We start from the raw sequence: 18,223 nt of genomic DNA on the forward strand, positions 1-18,223 counted from the left end.
CAAGGAGCCTCCCTCCCCCGAACCCCCTCCGAACCAACTACACAAGATTCGGGACTTGACCGGCAGGGGCGCGATGGCGGCGCAGGGGCCCAGGCTGCCGGGCTTCGCTCGCGCGGCTTCTCGGGCCCAGATGGAGGGTGGGTTCCTCCTCACGGGGGCCCTGGTCGGCGAGGTCCAGGCGATTTCAGTGGCCTCCGCCGGAGTGTTGAACGTGACGCTCGCGCCGACGGCGGTCGCCGCCGTGGCGATGGGGCCGGGCGCCTCCGCGCAGGCTGGGGGCGTCATCCAGGGAGACCCCGAGGGTGAGGTTCATCACATCTGCACGGATAAGAACGAGGTCTCGGAGAAGACGGGTGGCCCCTGGACACCTGCGTTCACGAAGTTCTTCAAGCGGGCCGGCATGACGCTCAACGACCCAGCCAATCTGGTCCGGATTCGAGGCCACAAGGGGCCACATCCTCGCGCGTATCACGAAGAGGTTTTCAGTCGATTGAACCTCGCGACTCAGGACTGTCGCGGGGTCGTTCAGTGCCGGATGGCCCTGGTGGCGGAGCTTGCCAAGATCGCGAAGGAACTCGTAAGGGAGGGGTCGGACTTGCGAAAGCTCATTGCAGGGGCTGCTCGGGAGTAGGTCATGGAACGGCGCTTCTTCAGCGTGACGTTGGATGTCTATGTGAAGGGCCGTTGGTATCTCGACGACCCGACGGACCTCCAGGGGACGGAGGTCGAGGACATCTGGCAATTCCGGCGAGGGCGTTCCTTGGAGCTTCAGGAGAAGCTTCGTATCCCCGTGTCGCGTCCCGGGTGCTCCTTGGAGATGGATTTTGCGGGAGTGGGTCTCACGCCGGTTCTTGGAGCGCGAGCGGCATCGGTGTTCCGGGACCTGGCCTCCGAGGATGTGCAGCTGTTTCCGGTCGAGGTCGGAGACGAGGTTGGACCTCACTACCTCCTCAATGTGCGGACCGAGAGGCGGTGTATCGACGATGCCGCCTGCAAGTCGGTGCAGTACTTCACGGAGGAGGACGTGATGCCCGAGAAGGCAGGGCAGTACCGCTCCGTGCTGGGACTGAGGATTGACAAGTCCAAGGTCGGAGTCGCTCGGGCATTTCGACTCTGGGGATACAGCATCCCCATCATCGTCGACGAAGCCATCAAGGACGCTCTGGAATCCATGGGCTCCCTGGGTGTGAAGTTCGACGAGGTCTGAGCCAGGAAGTTCATGAGTCCCGAACTGAGCTTGGACACATGATGAAAGCGGAACTGCTGGCGGAGATGGAGCTTGTAAGGCATCCAGTCGGCGATAGAGGTGCTGCTGGAGCGGGAGTTGCTGGGCCTGGGTGAGTGGTGCCATGGGCGTGGAAAGGAAGGCTGACGTGCCGAGCACGGAGTGGATCGAGTCGGCGGGTGGGCCCCTTGTTGTCATTCCGCGATCTGTTATCGCTGAGTGGAAAGGGACTCCTGCCGACTATGAAGAAGCATGCGGGATAGAGGACTACCTGGGCTTGCTCTGTCGTGAATGGGGGGACGTGCTGGTTCTCGGAGATGAGCCTCTGCGGACAGGGGTTGTTGCTCGCCCGGAAGGCCCAGTGATTGTTCGCTGGATGTTCGCTCCTTCGACAGAACGACTACTGGACGTGGCGCTCCATGCGAAGCTCGATGAGTTGAGTGCGCTTGAGACGCTCCGTGTCGGGCTGCGTGATGAGGTTTATGGAATCTTTGATAGTGGCGCCGATGGTTCGAGTGCTGTGATGGTGGAGTGAGGTGGACCCCATCGGCTGGACCACTTTGAGGCGATCCATCTTTGCGTCTGAGCCGAAGGTGATGGTGTGTTGATACGTCGTCGTCGTGGTCGTGTCGAGGGGGGGGGGGGGAGACTCGTAACCTGTGGAGAGCTGTGGATTTCTGTGGAGTCACGCCGCGTGTTCGATGATGCCGGTGCGGTAGACGTGCATGGGCGTGCGGTACCCGAGCGCCTGATGCGGGCGCTCGAGGTTGTAGAAGCGTAGCCAGCGGCCCACGCCCGCCCAGGCCTGACGCACGTCGCCGTAGGCGTTGAGGTAGACCTCCTCGTACTTGAGGCTGCGCCAGAGCCGCTCGACGAAGATGTTGTCCATGCACCGGCCCTTGCCGTCCATGCTGATGCGCACCTGCTGCCCTTTGAGCACCGCGAGCCAGTCCTTGTCCGTGAACTGTGCCCCCTGGTCGGTGTTGAAGATGCTGGGAGGTCCATGGTGGCGCAGGGCCTCCTCGAGGGCCTTGATGCAGAAGTCCGTCGAGAGCGTGTTGGACACGCGCCATGCCAGCACCGCTCGGCTGAACCAGTCCATGATGGCCACCAGGTATGCCCACCCGTACGCCAGCGGCACGTACGTGATGTCAGCCGCCCAGACCTGGTCCGGCTTCACGATGGCCAGCCCTCGAAGCAGGTACGGGTAGACGGGATGCTCCGGGTGGGGCCGGCTGGTGTGCGGCCCAGGTGCCATCCCCTCCAGGCCCATGATGCGCATGAGCCGCTGCACGCGCTTGCGGTTCACCTCGTGCCCCTCGTGCTGGAGCACCACCGTCATGCGGCGGCTGCCGTAGAAGGGCCGCGCCAGGTACAGCTCGTCGATGCGGCGCATGAGCTGGAGCTCCTCGGCGCTCACCTCGACGGGCTGGTAGTAGAGCCCCGAGCGTGCCACCTGGAGCAGGTCGCACTGCTTGCGCACCGAGAGCGTGTCGAGTCCGGGCTGCACCATCGCTCGCCTCTCACTCAGCGGGAGCGTTGCAGCCCGCGCGCTAAAAAATCGCGCTCCACCGTCAGCTCGCCGATTTTCCGCAGCAACTCGTCCTGCACCTTCTCGGCGTCCCGCCCCGCGGCCTCCGAGGCGAAGGCCGTGGCCGCCTTCTCCAGCAACTGCTTCTTCCACTGGCCCACCAGCACCGGGTGCACCCCGTGCCGGCGCCCCAGCTGCGCCAAGCTCTCCTTCTCCTGCAGCGCCTCCAGCGCCACGCGGGCCTTGAACTCCGGGTCGAACCGCTTCTTGTTCCTCTGCTTCATGGCCGTTCTCCTACGTGGGAGTCGGCTCAAAACGCAAAGATGGGGGTGGTCCAAAAAACGGGGTCCACTTCAGAGTTCATGCCGCCGCGCGGAGCTTCTTTGGTTAGGACTTATGTGGTCAGGGATGACGTGAAGGAGGTCGGAGCGATTCTTCATTGTTTTTCTTGCTAACTGTGTGAACGCGAGAAGGAAGCTGGGAGCCCGCCGAGTCGCTTGTCGACGAGCTGGCGGAGATTGCTCGGGACCTGACGACCCCTGGCGGTTGGCTCCGGAAGCTGGTGTTGAAGAACATCGAGGGATGACACATGGGGCGCCGCTTCTTTGATTTGAAGATCGACGTATACGTGCCCGGCCGTTGGTACCTGTCGGACCCTCAGAATCCCGCCGGAGACGAAATCGAGGACATCTGGCAGTTCATCCAGGGGAAGCCGGTCGAGCTGGCCGAGCGATTGCGCATCCCGCTCTACCAAGCGGGGGCTTCACTGGACTTCACGACCGCGGGGGCAGGGCAGGCGCCGATTGTCAGTGACCGGGTCGCGTCACTGTTCCGCCAGATGGCTCCCGAGGATATTCAGCTCTTTCCCGTGGACGTCGAGGGAGAAGCTGGGCCTTTCTTCCTGCTCAACGTGGCTCGCGAGATCCGGTGCATCGATGACGCCGCATGCGCGGCGGTCCAGATTCGTACCGCGGACGAGTACACGGAGCGGGTCGGGGAGTACCGTTCAGTGTCCAGGTTGCGAATCGACAAAGCGAAGGTTGGCGACGCTCGCGTGTTCCGGACCTGGGGATGGCACGCTCCCATCATCGTCGATGAGGACCTCAAGGACGCGCTGGAGGCCAATGGCATCTTCGGATGCAGATTCGACGAGGTCTGAACCAGGAAGCTCAAGAGGTGGCCGAGTTTTGCCAACGATTCTGCTCTTGCAGTCGACGAGGTCTTTGTGGGACGACAAATGGCAGTGTGCCTTACGGGTATGGATGTAAAGGCATTGGAGGCGGTTCTTCGTGCGGGAGAGGAATTCCGAGTGGTCAAGGGGCTGGCTGAGACGCCTTGTGTTGTCGACGCTGAAGGTGTGCTCGCGGAGCAAGACCGCATGGTCTACCTGCTCAGGGTCGTGGACGCGCTTGAGGTCCGATTTCAACCGATTCCAGGTAGGAATCTCTACAGGGTGGATTCGACTGACTCGCCAGTCGTTGAGTTCAGTCCTTGTAGGGTGAACAACTCCGTGATGCGCCCGGGGCGTCTGTTTTTCAAGGCTCGGTATTACGAAGGAGAGAAGGAGGTGGATAAATCTCCAGGCTTTCTGGCGTGGTCCTCTTGGCTCATGGCTCGATGTAAGAAGGAACTGATGGCTGATGGTGCGACGCGTACCTACTGGGGTAGGGAGGCGGTGAGTTTGCGCGAGGCGTCGCAGTTGAAGCTGGAACTCTGGTGAGAGGACGAGTTCTGGGGCCTTTTTGGCTCCCTGGGCGTGGACCTCGACGAGGTCTGAGGGATGAAGATCAAAATCGCTGAGCTTCGACACGTGACGAACCGCCTGTTCGACCACCTCGAACAGCGTGGACATCTGGAGGTCGAATTCCCTGAGGACTTCTACTGGAACATCCCTGAAGAACGTCTGTACTCGGTCTACGAAGAGCCCGCCGACTTCACGATGGGGCAGTTGTCGGACGACTGGACGGAGCTACAGCAGATGGGGTCCGGGCAGAAAGCGCCTGTGAGCTATGGCCTGGTGTGGCTGTCGTCGCTGCTGCGGCGCATCGGCTCGAAAATCATTGCCTAGGTTCGAAGGTTTGGTGAATGCGAGGTCTGAGGTTGTGCCTCGAAATCCTGTCATTCCCGCAGGTCGCCCCCCAGCAGCCAGACCAGCAGCGTGATGGCGAAGCCAAGTCCCGAGCAGGCGAGGCCCGCGATGGGCATCCAGCGCAGTCTCGCGAGCTCGGGCGTCTTCTCCACGCGGCTCATCATCACGAGGTTCATGATCACCGCGCCCGCCTGCAGGATGAAGCAGAAGGGGAGCAGTGACAGCACGCCCAGGACGAAGCCCGTGATGACCGTCGACTTGCTGGTGCCCTCCGCCGCCGGCACGACGCGCGAGCGCAAATCCCAGCACGTCGGACACATGGGCCGAGCCTCCGGCCGCACCCGACGCTCGCACGCCGGGCACATGAACGTGCCACAGCGCAGACACACCCAGCTCGCCGCGGCCTCCGGATGCGCCGCGCAGCTCGCTCCCTCCGGCGGTGCCTCCACGCTCATGCCGAGCGCATCTCCCGAGCCGGCATCGCCCTCGAGAGCTGTCCCGCCTGCAGGTGCCTCAGGATGGCGGACGCCGCCTCATCGCTGGGCAGCCGCAACGTGATGTTCCGGTCGTCGATGCGCAGCGCCTGCGGCACCTTCCCCTTCACCGCCACGAAGTACGCCACCACCGGGATGAGCACGGCCACCAGGACCGCCACCATCAGGTAGCCCCCTGTCCGCGCGTTCCCGGCGAACGTGAAGATGGAGCCGAACAACACGGCGATGGTCCCCAGGAACGACAACCCGTAGACGAGCTTCGCGCGCTTCCACTGCGCCCAGCCCTCCTCGCTGAACGGCAACGTCCCCTGCGCTCGCTTCGTCAGCAGCGCCGCGATGAGCAGCACGATGACCGCCGCGAGCGGCGCGAAGATGAGCAGCCAGCGCGGGTAGTACGCGAACTTCACCGGCTGGAACGTGATGCCTTCCGTCTGCCCGGTGATGACGCACACCCGGGGCAAATCGAACTCACTGAGCTCGTTCTTGGGAATGACGACCTGACGCATGGCCGTCCTTCTAATCCACCGCTTCCCTCGAACACCAGCCAGCCCCTCAAGAGCTGCAGCTCACCACCAGGTGCCGACCCCAGGCAGGCGGCGCCACCGTGTACTCCTCGTACTCGGGGCGCTGGGTGAACGGATCCGCCAGTGCGGACAGCAACCGGACGACCTCCGAATAATCCCCCTGCCGAGCCCGCTCGATGGCCGCCTGCGCCATCCAGTTGCGCAGCACATACCGCGGATTCACCCGCTCCATCCGCCCCCGGCGCTCCTCGTCCACGCTCCCCTCCGCCGCCAGCCGCGCCCGGTAGCGCTCCGCCCACGCGTCGAACGGCACGCGGTCCGCGAACATCGCCCCCGCCTCCTCCACCCGCCCGAGCGCCCGGAAGAAGCGCGTGTAGTCGACCGCCGCCTTGGCCATCACCGAGAACAAGTCCCCCACGAGCGCCCGGTCCTCCTCGCGCGCCTCCTGGAGCCCCAGCTTCTCGCGCATCCAGGACAGGAACTGCGCGCTGAACGTCGGCTCGAACGTGCCCAGCGCCGCGCGGGCCTCGTCCTCGGTCATCAGCGTCAGCAGCGCCTCACCCAGGCACGCCAGGTTCCACATCGCGATGCGCGGCTGCTGGTCGAACGCATACCGGCCCCGGTGGTCCGAGTGGTTGCAGATGAACCCCGGCTCGAAGTCATCCAGGAACCCAAACGGCCCATAGTCCAGCGTGAGCCCCAGGATGGACATGTTGTCCGTGTTCATCACCCCGTGCGCGAAGCCCACCGCCTGCCATCGCGCCACCAGCCGCGCCGTGCGCTCCACCACCTCCGCGTAGAACCGCGCATACCGCCCCTCCACCCCGGACAGGTGCGGGAAGTGCCCGTCGATGACGTGGTCCGCCAGCCGCGCCACCTGCTCGGGCTGCTCCGTGTAGTGGAAGTACTCGAACGTCCCGAAGCGCACGTGCGAGGGCGCCATCCGCACAATCATCGCGCCGGTCTCCACCTCCTCGCGGTACACCGGCTCATCCCCTCCAATCAGACACAACGTCCGCGTGGTCGGGATGCCCAGCCCATGCATCGCCTCACCGCACAGGTACTCACGGATGGACGAGCGCAGCACCGCGCGCCCATCCCCACCCCGCGAGAACGGCGTGGGCCCGCCTCCCTTCAGGTGCAAATCCCACTTCGCCCCGTTCGTCGTGCGCACCTCGCCCAGCAGCAGCGCGCGCCCGTCCCCCAGCCGAGGCACGTACACGCCGAACTGATGCCCGGCGTACACCATGGCGAAGGGCTCCATGCCCGGCAGCGGCCTGCCACCGCCGAAGACCTCGACGAACTCAGGCCGCCGAGCCTCCTCCGGCTCCAACCCCAAGAGCCGCATCGCCGAGGGGTTCACGCTCAACAGCCGGGCGTTCGGGAAGGCGCGGGGCGCCACCCTCGCTCCAAATCCAGACGGCAGGCGGGCGTAGGTGTTGTCGAAGACGAGTTGTTCGAGCGTGGGCATGACGGAGGACAACAAGCGGGGACGCGGCCGTCGTCCGGCCGCATCCCGGGAGGACGACTCAGGGGACCTTCATGCCCCGCTGCACGGCGGGGCGGCTGCCCACGCGCGCGAGCCACTGCGGCACGCGCGTCAGGCCCGCGAACAGCTCCGGGAAGTAGCTCTGCGAGCCCGCCACCCACGGGTACAGCGCGATGTCCGCGATGGAGTACGCCCCCGCGACGTAGTCACCCTTGCCAAGCTGCCCGTCGAGCACCTTGAGCAGCCGCTTCGACTCCTGCGTGTACCGGTCGATGGCGTAGGGAATCTTCGAGGAGTGGAAGCGCGCGAAGTGGTTGAGCTGCCCGAACATGGGGCCCACGCCGCCCATCTGGAACATCAGCCACTGCGTCACCTGCGCCTTGCCGCGCAGGTCCGAGGGCATCAGCTTCCCCGTCTTCTCCGCCAGGTACAGCAGGATGGCGCCCGACTCGAACACGGTGATGGGCTGTCCACCCGGCCCCTGCGCATCGACGATGGCCGGAATCTTGTTGTTGGGATTGACGGCCAGGAACTCGGGCTTGAACTGCTCGCCCTTGGAGATGTCCACCGACTTCGCGGTGTAGGGCAGCCCCAGCTCCTCCAGGGCGATGGAGACCTTGCGCCCGTTGGGCGTGGCGAACGTGTACAGGTCAATCATGGTGTGCTGACTCCCGTGAGCCGCGCGCTTTCGCGCCAGAGTTGCTCTGCGAGGGCGTCGTCCCGCGCGGCCGCGGACGGCTTCCTCTTCTTGCTTCGGACGAAGTACTTCCCGGAGACCTTCTCCACGTCGGGCGAGGTGGCCAGGTAGATGGACGTCCTGGCGCCGCCGGCCGGCGACAGGAAGAACGGCCCGCCCAGCTTCACGATCCACTTGAAGAAGCCCAGCGTGTTGTGCCCGAACCCCGAGCGCACCACGCCCGGGTGCACCGCGTTCGTCGTCACGGCCGTGCCCTCCAGCCGCTTCGCCAAGGCGTGCGTGAACAGCACGTTGGCCAGCTTCGACGTGGCGTAGACGCGGAAGCCGTCATAGCGGCGCTCGCTCTGCAGGTCGTCGAAGTCCAGCTTGCCGATGTAGTGCACGTCCGACGACAGGTTGATGACCCGCGCGGCGCCGCTGGCCTTGAGCGTGTCCAGCAGGAGGTTCGTGAGCAGGAAGGGCGCCAGATGATTCGTGGCGAACGTCGCCTCCAGCCCATCCACCGTCACCTGTCGCCGGTCGATGATGAGCCCCGCGTTGTTCACCAGCACATCCAGCCGCGAGTAGCGCGAGAGGAACACCTTCGCCAGCGCGCGCACGGCGGACAGCGAGCTCAGGTCCGCGAGGATGAAGTCGACCCGGGCGTCCGGCGCCTCCGCCTTGACGGCGTCCACGGCGGCCTGGGTGCGGGTGGCGTCACGGCCCACGAGCACCACGGTGGCGCCCAGCCGGGCCAGGGCCTTCGAGGTCTCCAGGCCGATACCGCCGGTGGCCCCGGTGATGAGGCACACCTTCCCGTCCATCCGTGTCTCGGCGCTCATATGACGTCCCCAGGATTTCGAGGACGCCTTCTATATGCCGACGCGGGCCCGGACGCTCGTGGAAGCGCCGGGCCCGTGTGGAAGGGAGGACCCTTGTCGCGGCCTCAGGCGTTGGTGGGGCGCGAGGGCTCGGCGCCGGCGTCCCGGCCACCCTTGCCGGGGCGCATGCCCGGGCGCGCGCCGCCGTTGAGGTGGCTCTCCAGGAACCACATGTCCAGCTCCACGTCCCCGAGCACCTGGGTGAGCAGGTCCACGGTGATGGGCTCCTCCAGCTCGTCGCAGCGCTGGATGCCGCCGCGGATGGAGGCCGCGTAGCGGGCGAAGCGGTCGACGAGGGCCTTCAGGTGGTCCTCGCTCTCCACCGCCTTGAGGTCGTACTCGGGCAGCTCGCTGTTCTTGGCGGCCAGGCGGATGGTGCCCTCGGCGTAGCCGCCCAGGGTGCCGGCGCGCTCGGCGAACTCGTCGGCCTGCTTGCGCGCGTGCTTGGCCAGGTCGTCGAAGAGCAGGTGGCGGCTGTAGAAGTGCGTGCCCCGGATGTTCCAGTGCGCTTGTTTGATCTGCCAGTGCAGGTCGATGGAGTCGGCCAGCAGCGTGTTGAGCAGGTCGATGATCTCCTCGCGCTTCTCACTGGGGACATTCACATGGCTGGGAAAGTTCATGGTTTGGCGCTCCCTCCAGAAAGCTTTCCGAAGAGTGGGGATGACCTCCCACATGCGCCATGGCGGTCCATCACGCCCGCAGAGCGGCCGGCCGGCCGGGCGGTCCCCCTGACGACACGTGGCGGCCAGCCCCGTCGTGACCAACGCGAGGCGCGCTCCACGCCGAGCGGGTTTCCCTGGAAGACAGGTCCGCGCGTAGGGGCCGCGATGACGCGGCTCCAGGCCCCCTTCGTCGTGGGAGGGACCGGGTAGGGGCTCGGGGCCGGACATTTCGAGCGGCGAAGTGCTTCTTCTCGGGAGGCACTGGAGGCAGACTTCAGGTGTGTCCCGGCGCTCCTCGTGGTCCATCGCGGTCGTCCTGTCGCTGCTCCTGCACGCGGCGCTCTTCGTGGCGCTGTCGCGGATGAGCGGACCCGGGCCCGCGCGGCGGACGGCGACGGTGACGGAGCTGGACATCGTCTACGTGCCCATGAAGGCACCGCGGCAGGTGGCCACGCCCGCTCCGGCGACGAGCCCCACCGCGCCGCAGCCGCCGAAGCCCCCACGCAAGACGGAGCGTCCGCCGACGGACATCGCGAAAGCGCCCGCCACGCCGCCGCCCTCGCCGTCGACGGAGCCCTCGCAGGTCGCGCGGGCGCCCGGTGGCGGTAAGCGGGAGGACGCGCCCGGTTCCGAGGAGCTGCCCGCGGATGCTCCGCGCGCGAGCGGGCCTGCGATTTCACTGATGCCCAAGGGCTGGGTGGGCGGCATGCCGGTGGGCCCGTCGCAGTCCGGGCGGACGCTGCGCAACAACGGCGACGCCGGGCCGGACCCGAGCGTGATTGCGCGCGAGCAGGCGGAGGAGGCCCAGGCGCGCGTGGATGGCTGGGCGGCGGACGCGGCGGCCTCGGCGCGCGCCGAGAGTGGCGCGGTGAATCCTTACTTCACGAACCTCCAGGACCGGTTCGCCAAGAAGCTGGTGAACCCGCCGTCGCCGGACCTGAAGGTGCTGGCCTCGCGGATGAAGCGCGAGCAGGTGGACGCGGTGAAGCGCTTCGGTGAGACGGGCTCGCCCTACGTGGCGACGAAGCGCGACCGCCGTCTCGAGGAGCGCAACCGCATGCAGGCGGCCGTGGAGGCGGGGCGCGCGGCGAACATGTTCATGGTGGATGTCACCGAGCCCATCCTCGCGCTCGCCGCGGTGGTGGAGGTTCGGCAGACGCGCGACGGTGAGCTGGTGGACCTGCGCGTGCTGGAGGGCTCTGGCGACCCGAAGTTTGACCAGTGGGCCGTCGCGCACCTGAAGGAGGCGCTGGCCAGCGCGGACGCGCCCCCGGAGTCGGGCCATGGGCTCCGCTCGGACGGGCTGCGCAGCCGCTGGCGCCTGGAGGAGTACGTGGGCAACCCGCGCGTGAAGGTCATCCTCATCGGCGTGTACTGAGAACGGCTCAGCGCTCCGCGTACACGGGCTGGCCCTGGGGGGCCGTGCCCTCGGTGGCGTAGCCCTCCTTCACCCAGTACTCGATTCCTCCCAGCATCTCCTTCACGCGGAAGCCGAGCGCGGCGAGCTTCGCGGCCGCGCGCGTGGCGCCGTTGCAGCCCGGGCCCCAGCAGTAGGTGACGATGACGTCGTCCTTGCTCAGGCCGGCGGTGGTGGTCTCGGAGATGCTCCGCGTGGGGAGGCTCCGCGCGCCCGGGATGTGGCGCTCCGCATAGGCGTCCGGCGAGCGGGTGTCCACGACGACGAAGCCCTTCTTGCCGCGCTCCAGGTCCAGGTGCACGTCGGCGGAGTCGGTCTCCACGGAGAGCTTCGCGAGGAAGTGGCGACGGGCCTCCTCCGGTGACGCGGCGGGGACTTCGAGGACGAACGAGAAGGGCGTGGTCATGTGAGGGCTCCTGGCCGGTGGGGCGTGATGCGCGGGACAGTGCGCCCCAGATGGTCCAGTGGAAAGCACCACTTCGATGCGCGGGAGTGGACCATTTCGCGAGGCCCGATTACGTGAGGGGGCATGCCGAAGCGCTCCCAGGGCGTGCCCCTGTCCTTCCTGATGCTGGACTCGAGTCGAGGGACAGGCCCGCTGCATCGGCGGCTCTACGAGCGGCTGCGCGAGGCCATCCTCTCGGGGACGCTGGCGCCACGGAGTCGGCTGCCGTCCACGCGCACGCTCGCCCGGGAGCTGGGGCTCTCGCGAGGCACGGTGGAGGAGGCCTTCGCGCAGCTCGACGCCGAGGGCTTCCTGGAGCGGCGCGTGGGCTCGGGGAGCACCGTCGCGCTGCCGGAGCATTCACGCGCGCCTCGAAGCGCCCCTGCGCGAGGTGGCGCGCCACGAGCCCTGGGAGCTGGACTCTCACGTCGGGGACGGAGGATGGCGGGTGACATGCTCCCTCCCGAGGCACGGGACGTGCGCCCCTTCACGCCGTGTCTCCCCGCGCTGGAGCTGTTTCCCGCGAAGGCCTGGGCGCGCGCCGTCGCGAGGCAGGCGAGAGCGTGGGGGCCGGAGCGGATGCTCCACGGTGAGCCCGCGGGCTTTCGTCCCCTGCGCGAGGCCATCGCGGCGCACCTGGGGCCCGCGCGCGGCGTGCGCTGTGACTGGCGTCAGGTGCTGGTCTTCTCCAGCACACAGCATGCGCTGGATTTGACGGCGCGGCTGCTCCTGGATGAAGGCGACGGCGTGTGGCTGGAGGAGCCGGGCTATCTGGGAGCGCGCGTGGCGTTCGACGCGGCGGGTGCGCGGCTGCATCCGGTGCCGGTGGACGCGCAGAGGCTCCAGGTGGACACGGGCAGGACGCGGGCGCCGAGGGCGCGGCTGGCGTACGTCACACCCTCGCACCAGTACCCGCTGGGCGTGACGATGAGCCTGCCGAGGCGACTGGCGTTGTTGGAGCACGCGCGAGCCTCGGGGATGTGGGTGCTCGAGGACGACTACGACAGTGAGTTCCGCCACGCGACGCGTCCGCTGGCGGCCATCCAGGGCATGGACGCCGCGGGGCGGGTGCTCTACGCGGGCACCTTCAACAAGGTGATGTTCCCCTCGCTGCGACTGGCCTTCCTGGTAGTGCCCCAGGGGTTGGTGGAGCCCTTCACCGCGGCGCGCGCCTCGACGGAGGGACACACGCCCACGCTGCCGCAGGCCGCGATGGCGGACTTCATGGACTCAGGCCACTACGTCACCCATTTGAGGCACATGCGGCAGGTCTACTCGGAGCGACGCGAGGCCCTGTTGGATGCGTTGCGGCGTGAAGGCAATCCCAGCCTTCGACCCGGCGCGGCGGAGGCGGGGATGCATCTCACCGCGTTGCTGCCAGGGGAATGTGAGGATTCGACGCTCGTCGAGCGGATGGACGCCAGGCGCCTGGGGGCTCGTCGGCTCTCGCCGCTCTACCTTGGGCGCAAGCGGCAGCAGGGCCTGGTGCTGGGGTTCTCGGGGGCGAGTCCCGCCGGCCTCCGCGCCGCCGTCCGGGAGCTGGTCCCACTGCTCGCGGAGAGCGAGGCGTCACCTCACCTCAGCGCGCCTCGTCCTCGAAGATGAAGTCGGTGATGCTCTTCCAGGTGGCCTCGAACTGGGGCCGACGGAAGCCGGAGCCGGAGATGAGCCAGTCCACGTGTGGCGGCTGGTGCGCGGGCTGGTCGAAGTGGCCGATGGCATCCAGGTGGTCCGCTCTCACCGCCGCGAGCACGCGTCCGTAAACCTGCGAGCGCGTGGGGACGATGCCGTCACACGCCGTGGGCCCCGGCATCGCGCCATACGCCTGCACCAGCGCCGCCGTCTGCGCGGGCGAGTGCAACGGCAGCGCCGTCAGCGGCATGCGCTGCGTCTGCCCATACACGAACGCGTAGATGGTGTGCGTGAGCTGCGCGTACGGGTCCAGGCCCGCGGACACACGCGTGCGCAAGGACGGCGGCCTGGCCTGCGTCACCACCGAGCCGTAGCGCACGCCCGGCCGGTCCACGGTGCTCGCGTTGAACAGGTCGATGCCCTCCGGCGTGAGCTGCGGAATCAGCGACGTGTCGTTGCCCACGTCGCTCAGGAACTTCGACACCGCGTCGCGCCGCTCGGAGGAGAAGTCCCCCAACAGCTGGTCGTAGAGCTGGTCCAGCAGCGTCTGCTTCCAGCCGAGCTGGTCATCCGCGCGTGCCATCAGGTGCCCGAAGCGGAACACCACCCGCAATGGCAGCCGGCCGAAGCGCAGCACGTACACCGTGAACAGCGACAGCAGCTTCAACAGCCGCTGACCGAACAGCCCCAGGAAGAACGACGCCAGCGGCGTGCCCGCGTGCGGCGTGGACACCGTCACCACCGAGCGCACCCTGCGTGCGAACGGCTCCAGCTCCAGGCCCTCCGCCAGCTGCGCGCCGGGGCTCGCGAACAGCCGCGCGTCCAGCCCGCCCGTCGAGTGCCCCACCAGATGGATGGGCCCGTCGTCCCCACCGGCCGTCTCCTGCACCACCTTGAGCAGGTCCGCGGTGCGCGTGCGGATGGACGCCGTCGGATGGGACAGGACGATGGTGACCTCCGAGTCCGTCATGCCCCGGCGGGCCAGCTCCGCCTTCAAGTAGTCGAGCGCGTGTCCGAAGTAGACGAGCTCGCCCAGATTGATGAACCCGAAGAAACCGGGGACGAGATAGATGTGGTGCTTCGCGGCCATTGCCTCCACCATACCTGACGCGCCGCGTGATTCCCCTCGGGAATGCTGCCGCCGAGCGGGCGTTGTGCGGCGCCTTTCTCACTCGACTTCCAGAAGGATGAACACCCGTGGACCGTGCACTGCTCGCACTTGGCCTGCTCCTGTCGCTGCCCGCCGTGGCGGACGAGGGCATGTGGACCTACGACGCCTTCCCCGTGGAGGCGGTGAAGAAGGCCCATGGTTTCACGCCGACCCAGGCGTGGCTGGACAAGGTCCGGCTCGGCTCGGTGCGTCTGGCGGGCGGCTGCTCCGCCAGCTTCGTGTCCCCGGAGGGGTTGGTGATGACCAACCACCACTGCATCCGTGGATGTATCGAGGACTTGGCCTCGCCCAAGGAGGACCTGCTGGCCAAGGGCTTCCAGGCCCGCACGCCCGCCGAGGAGCGGCGCTGCCCCAAGGTGGAGGCCAACCAGCTGGTGAAGATGACGGACGTCACCGAGCGGATGAACACGGCGACCAAGGGCCTGTCCGGCGCGGCCTTCAACACCGCGCTCAAGAAGGAGATGTCCGCGGTGGAGTCCGCATGCGCCACGTCCACGGACGTGCGCTGTGACGTGGTGACGCTGTTCAACGGCGGCAAGTATCACCTCTACGAGTACCGCCGCTTCCAGGACGTGCGCCTGGTGTTCGCGCCCGAGTTCTCCATGGCGGCGTTCGGCGGGGACCCGGACAACTTCAACTTCCCGCGCTTCGGCTACGACGTGGCCTTCCTGCGCGTGTGGAAGGACGACCAGCCGGCGAAGAGCCCGGACTACCTGCCGTGGGCGAAGACGGGCGCGAAGGACGGGGACCTGGTCTTCGTCTCCGGCCACCCCGGCGGCACCGAGCGCAAGGCGAGCGTCGCGGAGCTGGAGTTCCAGCGCGACGTGAACCTGCCCTACACGCTGCTGATGCTCGCGGAGGTGCGCGGCAAGCTGAAGGAGTACGCGAGCACGTCGCCGGAGCGCTTCCGCACCACGCGCTCCAGGCTGCGCGGCGTGGAGAACGGGCTGAAGGCCCTGCGCGGCCGGCTCCAGGCGCTCGCGGACCCGGCGCTGCTCGCGAAGAAGCGCGAGGACGAGGCGGAGCTGCGCCGGCGCGTGGAGGCCAACCCCCAGGTGAAGGCCGCCACGGCGGGGGCGTGGGAGGAGACGGCGAAGGCGCTCGACACGTACCGCCGCATGCTGCCCGAGTACCGCATGAAGGAGGCGGGGGACGCGTACGGCTCGGAGCTGTTCGGCATCGCCCGGCAGCTGGTGCGTCTGTCGGAGGAGCAGGGCAAGCCGAACGCGGAGCGCCTGCGCGAGTACACGGACGCGCAGCTGCCGTCCCTGCGTCAGCAGCTGCTCAGGAGCGCGCCCATCGCGCTGGAACTGGACGAGTCGATGCTCGCCTTCGGCCTGGGCCGGCTGCGGGAGACCCTGGGCGCGGATGACCCGTTCGTGCGCGAGGTGCTCGGCACGGAGTCCCCCGAGGGGCTGGCCCGCGCGCTGGTGCGCGGCACGAAGCTGGGCGACGTGAAGACGCGCAAGGCGCTGCTCGAGGGTGGCAAGGCCGCGGTGGACGCGTCCAAGGACCCGATGCTGCTGTTCGCGCGCAAGGTGGACGGCCCGGCACGCGAGGTGCGCAAGCGCTACGAGGACACGGTGGAGGCGGTGCTCAAGCGCAACGGCGAGCGGCTGGCCAAGGCGCACCTCGCCGTGTACGGCACCTCGGGCTACCCCGACGCGACCTTCACGCTGCGCCTCAACCCCGGTCAGGTGAAGGGCTGGGAGGAGAATGGCCGTCCGGTGGCGTCGCTGACGACGTTCGGCGGGGCCTACGCGCGCCACACCGGCAAGGAGCCCTTCAAGCTGCCCGACACGTGGATGAAAGCGAAGGGCAAGGTGCCCGACGCCACGCCCCTGGACATGGCCACCACCAACGACATCATCGGCGGCAACTCCGGCTCGCCCGTGGTGGACCGGGACGGGCGCGTGGTGGGGCTCATCTTCGACGGCAACCTGCACTCGCTCGGCGGGCGCTACGCCTATGTCCCCGAGACGAACCGCGCCGTGGCGGTGCACGGGGACGGCATCCTCGCCGCGCTGGAGCACGTCTACGGCGCGGCCCGCGTGGTGCGCGAGCTGAAAGCCGCCAGCGACGTCGAGGCCCCACCCGCGAGGTAGGTTGGATTCAGGACGCTTCCTCTCGGCTTCCTCAAGCTGTGAGAAGTCGATACCCCGAGGTGTCCCCGCCGAGGGCGCCTCGGGGTGCAGTGTGCCTGCGGAAATTCGGCGGAGACGTGCGCTGGTGGCTGATGACTGGCCGAGGCATGTCAGGGGTTCCAGGATAGAATGAGGTTTCCGGTGTGAAGGCCGGCTTCATCCATGGGCTCCTCGCCAACGAATGACATCCCGCTCGGTACGGTCCTGCGGGACACGTATGAGATCTCCGGCGTGCTGGGCCGAGGAGGGATGGGGACCGTCTTCCTGGCGCGGCATCTGCGGCTGCCGGGCAGGCACGTGGCGGTCAAGGTGCTGCGGCACGACGCGAGCCTGGGGGAGGAGGTCTACCTGCGCTTCCGGCGGGAGGCGGAGATTGCCTCGCGGCTGGGGCATCCGAACATCGTGGAGGTCATCGACTTCGACACGCTGGCGGACGGCTCGCCGTTCCTGGTGATGGAGCACCTGAAGGGGATGCCGCTGTCCCGGCGCATCCGCAAGGGCGCGCAGCTGACGCTGCCGGAGGTGTTCTCCATCGCGCGGCAGATGGGCTCGGCGCTGCAGGCGGCGCACGGGGCGGGCGTGGTGCACCGGGACTTGAAGCCCGGCAATGTGTTCCTGGTGCCCACGGAGCTCGGGGGGATGTCGGTGGAGCACGTGAAGCTGCTCGACTTCGGCATCTCGAAGATCATCGACTCGAAGACGGTGCAGACGCAGGACGCCATCCTGCTGGGCACGCCGCAGTACATGGCGCCCGAGCAGGCCACCGGGAAGAACCGGGAGGTGGACCCGCGCACGGACATCTTCTCGTTCGGGTGCATGGTGTACGAGATGCTCGCGCGCAAGCTGCCCTTCAAGGACGGGGGCATCCTGCCGGAGCTCATCTACCGCATCGTCTATGATCCACCGGAGCCGCTGCTGGAGGTGGCGCCGCAGACGCCGGTGCACGTGGTGCGAGCCATCGAGCAGGCGCTGGCGAAGCGCCCGGAGGACCGCTTCCCGAACGTGAGCGCGTTCATCGCGGCGCTGACGGGGACGCCCTTGCGCACGGCGACGCCGTCACCGGATGCGCCGGCGCCCGTGGTGGTGCGGCCCGCGGCGCAGGTGCCGACGGCGACCGTGCAGCCTCGGCCCATCGCGTCGCCGCCGTCGAAGCCCGCGACGCAGGTGGTCTCGCCCTGGCGGGCCTCGAGGCCGCAGGCGGACGCGGCGTCGCGCGCGAAGCCGGCGGAGGCTCCTCGCGAGGAGGTGTCGTCTCGCGCCGTGCTGGAGGGCACCGGACACGCCCCGAATGGCGTGGCGGCCTCCGCGCATGGAACGGGACGCGGGGCGAACGGCGCGGATGCATTGGCGCGCTCGGCGCATGGCACGGGACGAGACGCGAACGGGGCGGATGCGTCGGCGCGCTCGGCACAGGGCGCGGGACTCGTGGGACGTGCCGCGAACGGAGCCGAGGCGCATGGCACGGGACGAGACGCGAACGGGGCGGATGCGTCGGCGCGCTCGGCGCAGGGGCCTGTCGCGACGGGCCGTGGCCTGGAGGCTTCGGCGCAGGGCGCGGGACGTGCCGCGAACGGAGCCGAGGCTCCGGCGCGCGCGCCACTCGGTGCCGTGGTGCATGGCGGTGATGGCTCCACGCGTCCCGCGCGCGGCGTGGCGGCTCAAGCCGCGAGGGAGTCGTCCGATGCCGAGCGGGGCAGCGCGGGGCAGGACGCGGACAACCCTTCCGTCGATCCCTCGCGTGCACCCGCGTCGGGGCTCGTCGGCAAGTCGGTGCGCGTCTCCCCTCCGAAGCCCGGAGTCGTCGCGCGCCCTCCCGTCGCGGAGCCTCCCCCTCCACCCGAAC

The 18,223-nt window shown here is 68.1% G+C and carries 19 protein-coding genes; 10 read left to right on the top strand and 9 right to left on the bottom strand.

What is annotated here, in order from left to right; genetic code table 11:
• The 3 genes from FL311_RS28720 to FL311_RS28730 all read left to right on the top strand — a co-directional run.
• On the top strand, nt 1-631 hold a 631-nt coding region (locus FL311_RS28720), incomplete at its 5' end, for an AHH domain-containing protein (protein ID WP_194869402.1).
• Nucleotides 632-634: 3 nt separating this feature from the next.
• Nucleotides 635-1,207, top strand: a complete 573-nt coding sequence (locus tag FL311_RS28725; RefSeq protein WP_141330005.1) for a DUF1629 domain-containing protein — start codon at nt 635-637, stop codon at nt 1,205-1,207.
• 166 nt (nt 1,208-1,373) lie between these two features.
• Entirely contained in the window at nt 1,374-1,760 is a 387-nt protein-coding gene (locus FL311_RS28730) for an Imm21 family immunity protein (RefSeq protein ID WP_194869403.1), read from the top strand.
• A gap of 150 nt (nt 1,761-1,910) precedes the next feature.
• On the opposite strand, the gene FL311_RS28735 is transcribed toward FL311_RS28730, so the two are convergent.
• Nucleotides 1,911-3,040, bottom strand: a protein-coding gene (locus tag FL311_RS28735; RefSeq protein WP_228557140.1) for an IS3 family transposase whose coding sequence is annotated in 2 segments (ribosomal slippage) — nt 1,911-2,755 and nt 2,755-3,040 — 1,131 coding nt in all. Because the reading frame shifts where the segments join, the coding sequence is not laid out codon by codon here.
• Between the two features lie 305 nt (nt 3,041-3,345).
• Between FL311_RS28735 and FL311_RS28740 the strand changes: the two genes are divergently transcribed.
• The 3 genes from FL311_RS28740 (at nt 3,346) to FL311_RS28750 (ending at nt 4,824) form a co-directional block, all read left to right on the top strand.
• Complete coding sequence (locus FL311_RS28740; RefSeq protein ID WP_141330009.1) at nt 3,346-3,915, top strand: DUF1629 domain-containing protein; 570 nt, start codon at nt 3,346-3,348, stop codon at nt 3,913-3,915.
• 150 nt (nt 3,916-4,065) lie between these two features.
• The gene (locus FL311_RS28745) at nt 4,066-4,476 is read left to right on the top strand and encodes a hypothetical protein (protein ID WP_141330011.1); all 411 of its coding nucleotides are present in this window, start codon (nt 4,066-4,068) and stop codon (nt 4,474-4,476) included.
• Nucleotides 4,477-4,536: 60 nt separating this feature from the next.
• Nucleotides 4,537-4,824 (top strand): hypothetical protein, encoded by a 288-nt coding sequence (locus FL311_RS28750; RefSeq protein WP_141330013.1) that lies wholly within the window; start codon nt 4,537-4,539, stop codon nt 4,822-4,824.
• A gap of 50 nt (nt 4,825-4,874) precedes the next feature.
• On the opposite strand, the gene FL311_RS28755 is transcribed toward FL311_RS28750, so the two are convergent.
• The 6 genes from FL311_RS28755 to dps all read right to left on the bottom strand — a co-directional run bounded on the left by FL311_RS28755 (nt 4,875) and on the right by dps (nt 9,583).
• Nucleotides 4,875-5,300, bottom strand: a complete 426-nt coding sequence (locus FL311_RS28755) for a B-box zinc finger protein (protein WP_141330014.1) — start codon at nt 5,298-5,300, stop codon at nt 4,875-4,877.
• Nucleotides 5,297-5,845 carry a hypothetical protein gene (locus tag FL311_RS28760; RefSeq protein WP_141330016.1) on the bottom strand — a complete coding sequence of 183 codons (549 nt, stop codon included), beginning with the start codon at nt 5,843-5,845 and terminating at the stop codon, nt 5,297-5,299. Before FL311_RS28760 ends, FL311_RS28755 begins: the two co-directional genes overlap by 4 nt.
• 46 nt (nt 5,846-5,891) lie before the next feature.
• Complete coding sequence (locus FL311_RS28765; protein WP_141330018.1) at nt 5,892-7,334, bottom strand: YdiU family protein; 1,443 nt, start codon at nt 7,332-7,334, stop codon at nt 5,892-5,894.
• Nucleotides 7,335-7,392: 58 nt separating this feature from the next.
• Nucleotides 7,393-8,010, bottom strand: coding sequence for a glutathione S-transferase family protein (locus FL311_RS28770; RefSeq protein WP_141330020.1), 618 nt, complete (start codon nt 8,008-8,010; stop codon nt 7,393-7,395).
• Nucleotides 8,007-8,870, bottom strand: coding sequence for an SDR family oxidoreductase (locus FL311_RS28775; RefSeq protein ID WP_194869404.1), 864 nt, complete (start codon nt 8,868-8,870; stop codon nt 8,007-8,009). The genes FL311_RS28770 and FL311_RS28775 overlap by 4 nt, the downstream gene beginning before the upstream one ends.
• Nucleotides 8,871-8,974: 104 nt before the next feature.
• Nucleotides 8,975-9,583 (bottom strand): DNA starvation/stationary phase protection protein Dps, encoded by a 609-nt coding sequence (dps, locus tag FL311_RS28780; RefSeq protein WP_255510368.1) that lies wholly within the window; start codon nt 9,581-9,583, stop codon nt 8,975-8,977.
• A 268-nt stretch (nt 9,584-9,851) separates the two neighbouring features.
• Here dps and FL311_RS28785 point away from each other — a divergent pair, with 268 nt between their 5' ends.
• Entirely contained in the window at nt 9,852-10,949 is a 1,098-nt protein-coding gene (locus tag FL311_RS28785; RefSeq protein WP_141330024.1) for a TonB C-terminal domain-containing protein, read from the top strand.
• 7 nt (nt 10,950-10,956) lie between these two features.
• Here FL311_RS28785 and FL311_RS28790 read toward each other — a convergent pair whose 3' ends face one another.
• A complete protein-coding gene (locus FL311_RS28790) occupies nt 10,957-11,394 on the bottom strand; it encodes a rhodanese-like domain-containing protein (RefSeq protein WP_141330026.1) in 438 nt (145 codons plus the stop codon).
• A gap of 123 nt (nt 11,395-11,517) precedes the next feature.
• On the opposite strand from FL311_RS28790, the gene FL311_RS28795 reads away from it, so the two are divergent.
• A complete protein-coding gene (locus FL311_RS28795; RefSeq protein WP_228557141.1) occupies nt 11,518-13,038 on the top strand; it encodes a PLP-dependent aminotransferase family protein in 1,521 nt (506 codons plus the stop codon).
• On the opposite strand, the gene FL311_RS28800 is transcribed toward FL311_RS28795, so the two are convergent.
• Complete coding sequence (locus tag FL311_RS28800; RefSeq protein ID WP_194869405.1) at nt 13,013-14,155, bottom strand: triacylglycerol lipase; 1,143 nt, start codon at nt 14,153-14,155, stop codon at nt 13,013-13,015. The genes FL311_RS28795 and FL311_RS28800 overlap by 26 nt on opposite strands.
• Nucleotides 14,156-14,262: 107 nt before the next feature.
• On the opposite strand from FL311_RS28800, the gene FL311_RS28805 reads away from it, so the two are divergent.
• A complete protein-coding gene (locus FL311_RS28805; RefSeq protein WP_141330029.1) occupies nt 14,263-16,341 on the top strand; it encodes a S46 family peptidase in 2,079 nt (692 codons plus the stop codon).
• 201 nt (nt 16,342-16,542) lie between these two features.
• A partial coding sequence (locus tag FL311_RS45415; protein WP_228557142.1) for a serine/threonine-protein kinase occupies nt 16,543-18,223 on the top strand: 1,681 nt, incomplete at its 3' end.

Source organism: Myxococcus sp. AB025B, from assembly GCF_006518215.1.
In the GTDB taxonomy this organism is placed as follows: Bacteria; Myxococcota; Myxococcia; order Myxococcales; family Myxococcaceae; genus Myxococcus; species Myxococcus fulvus.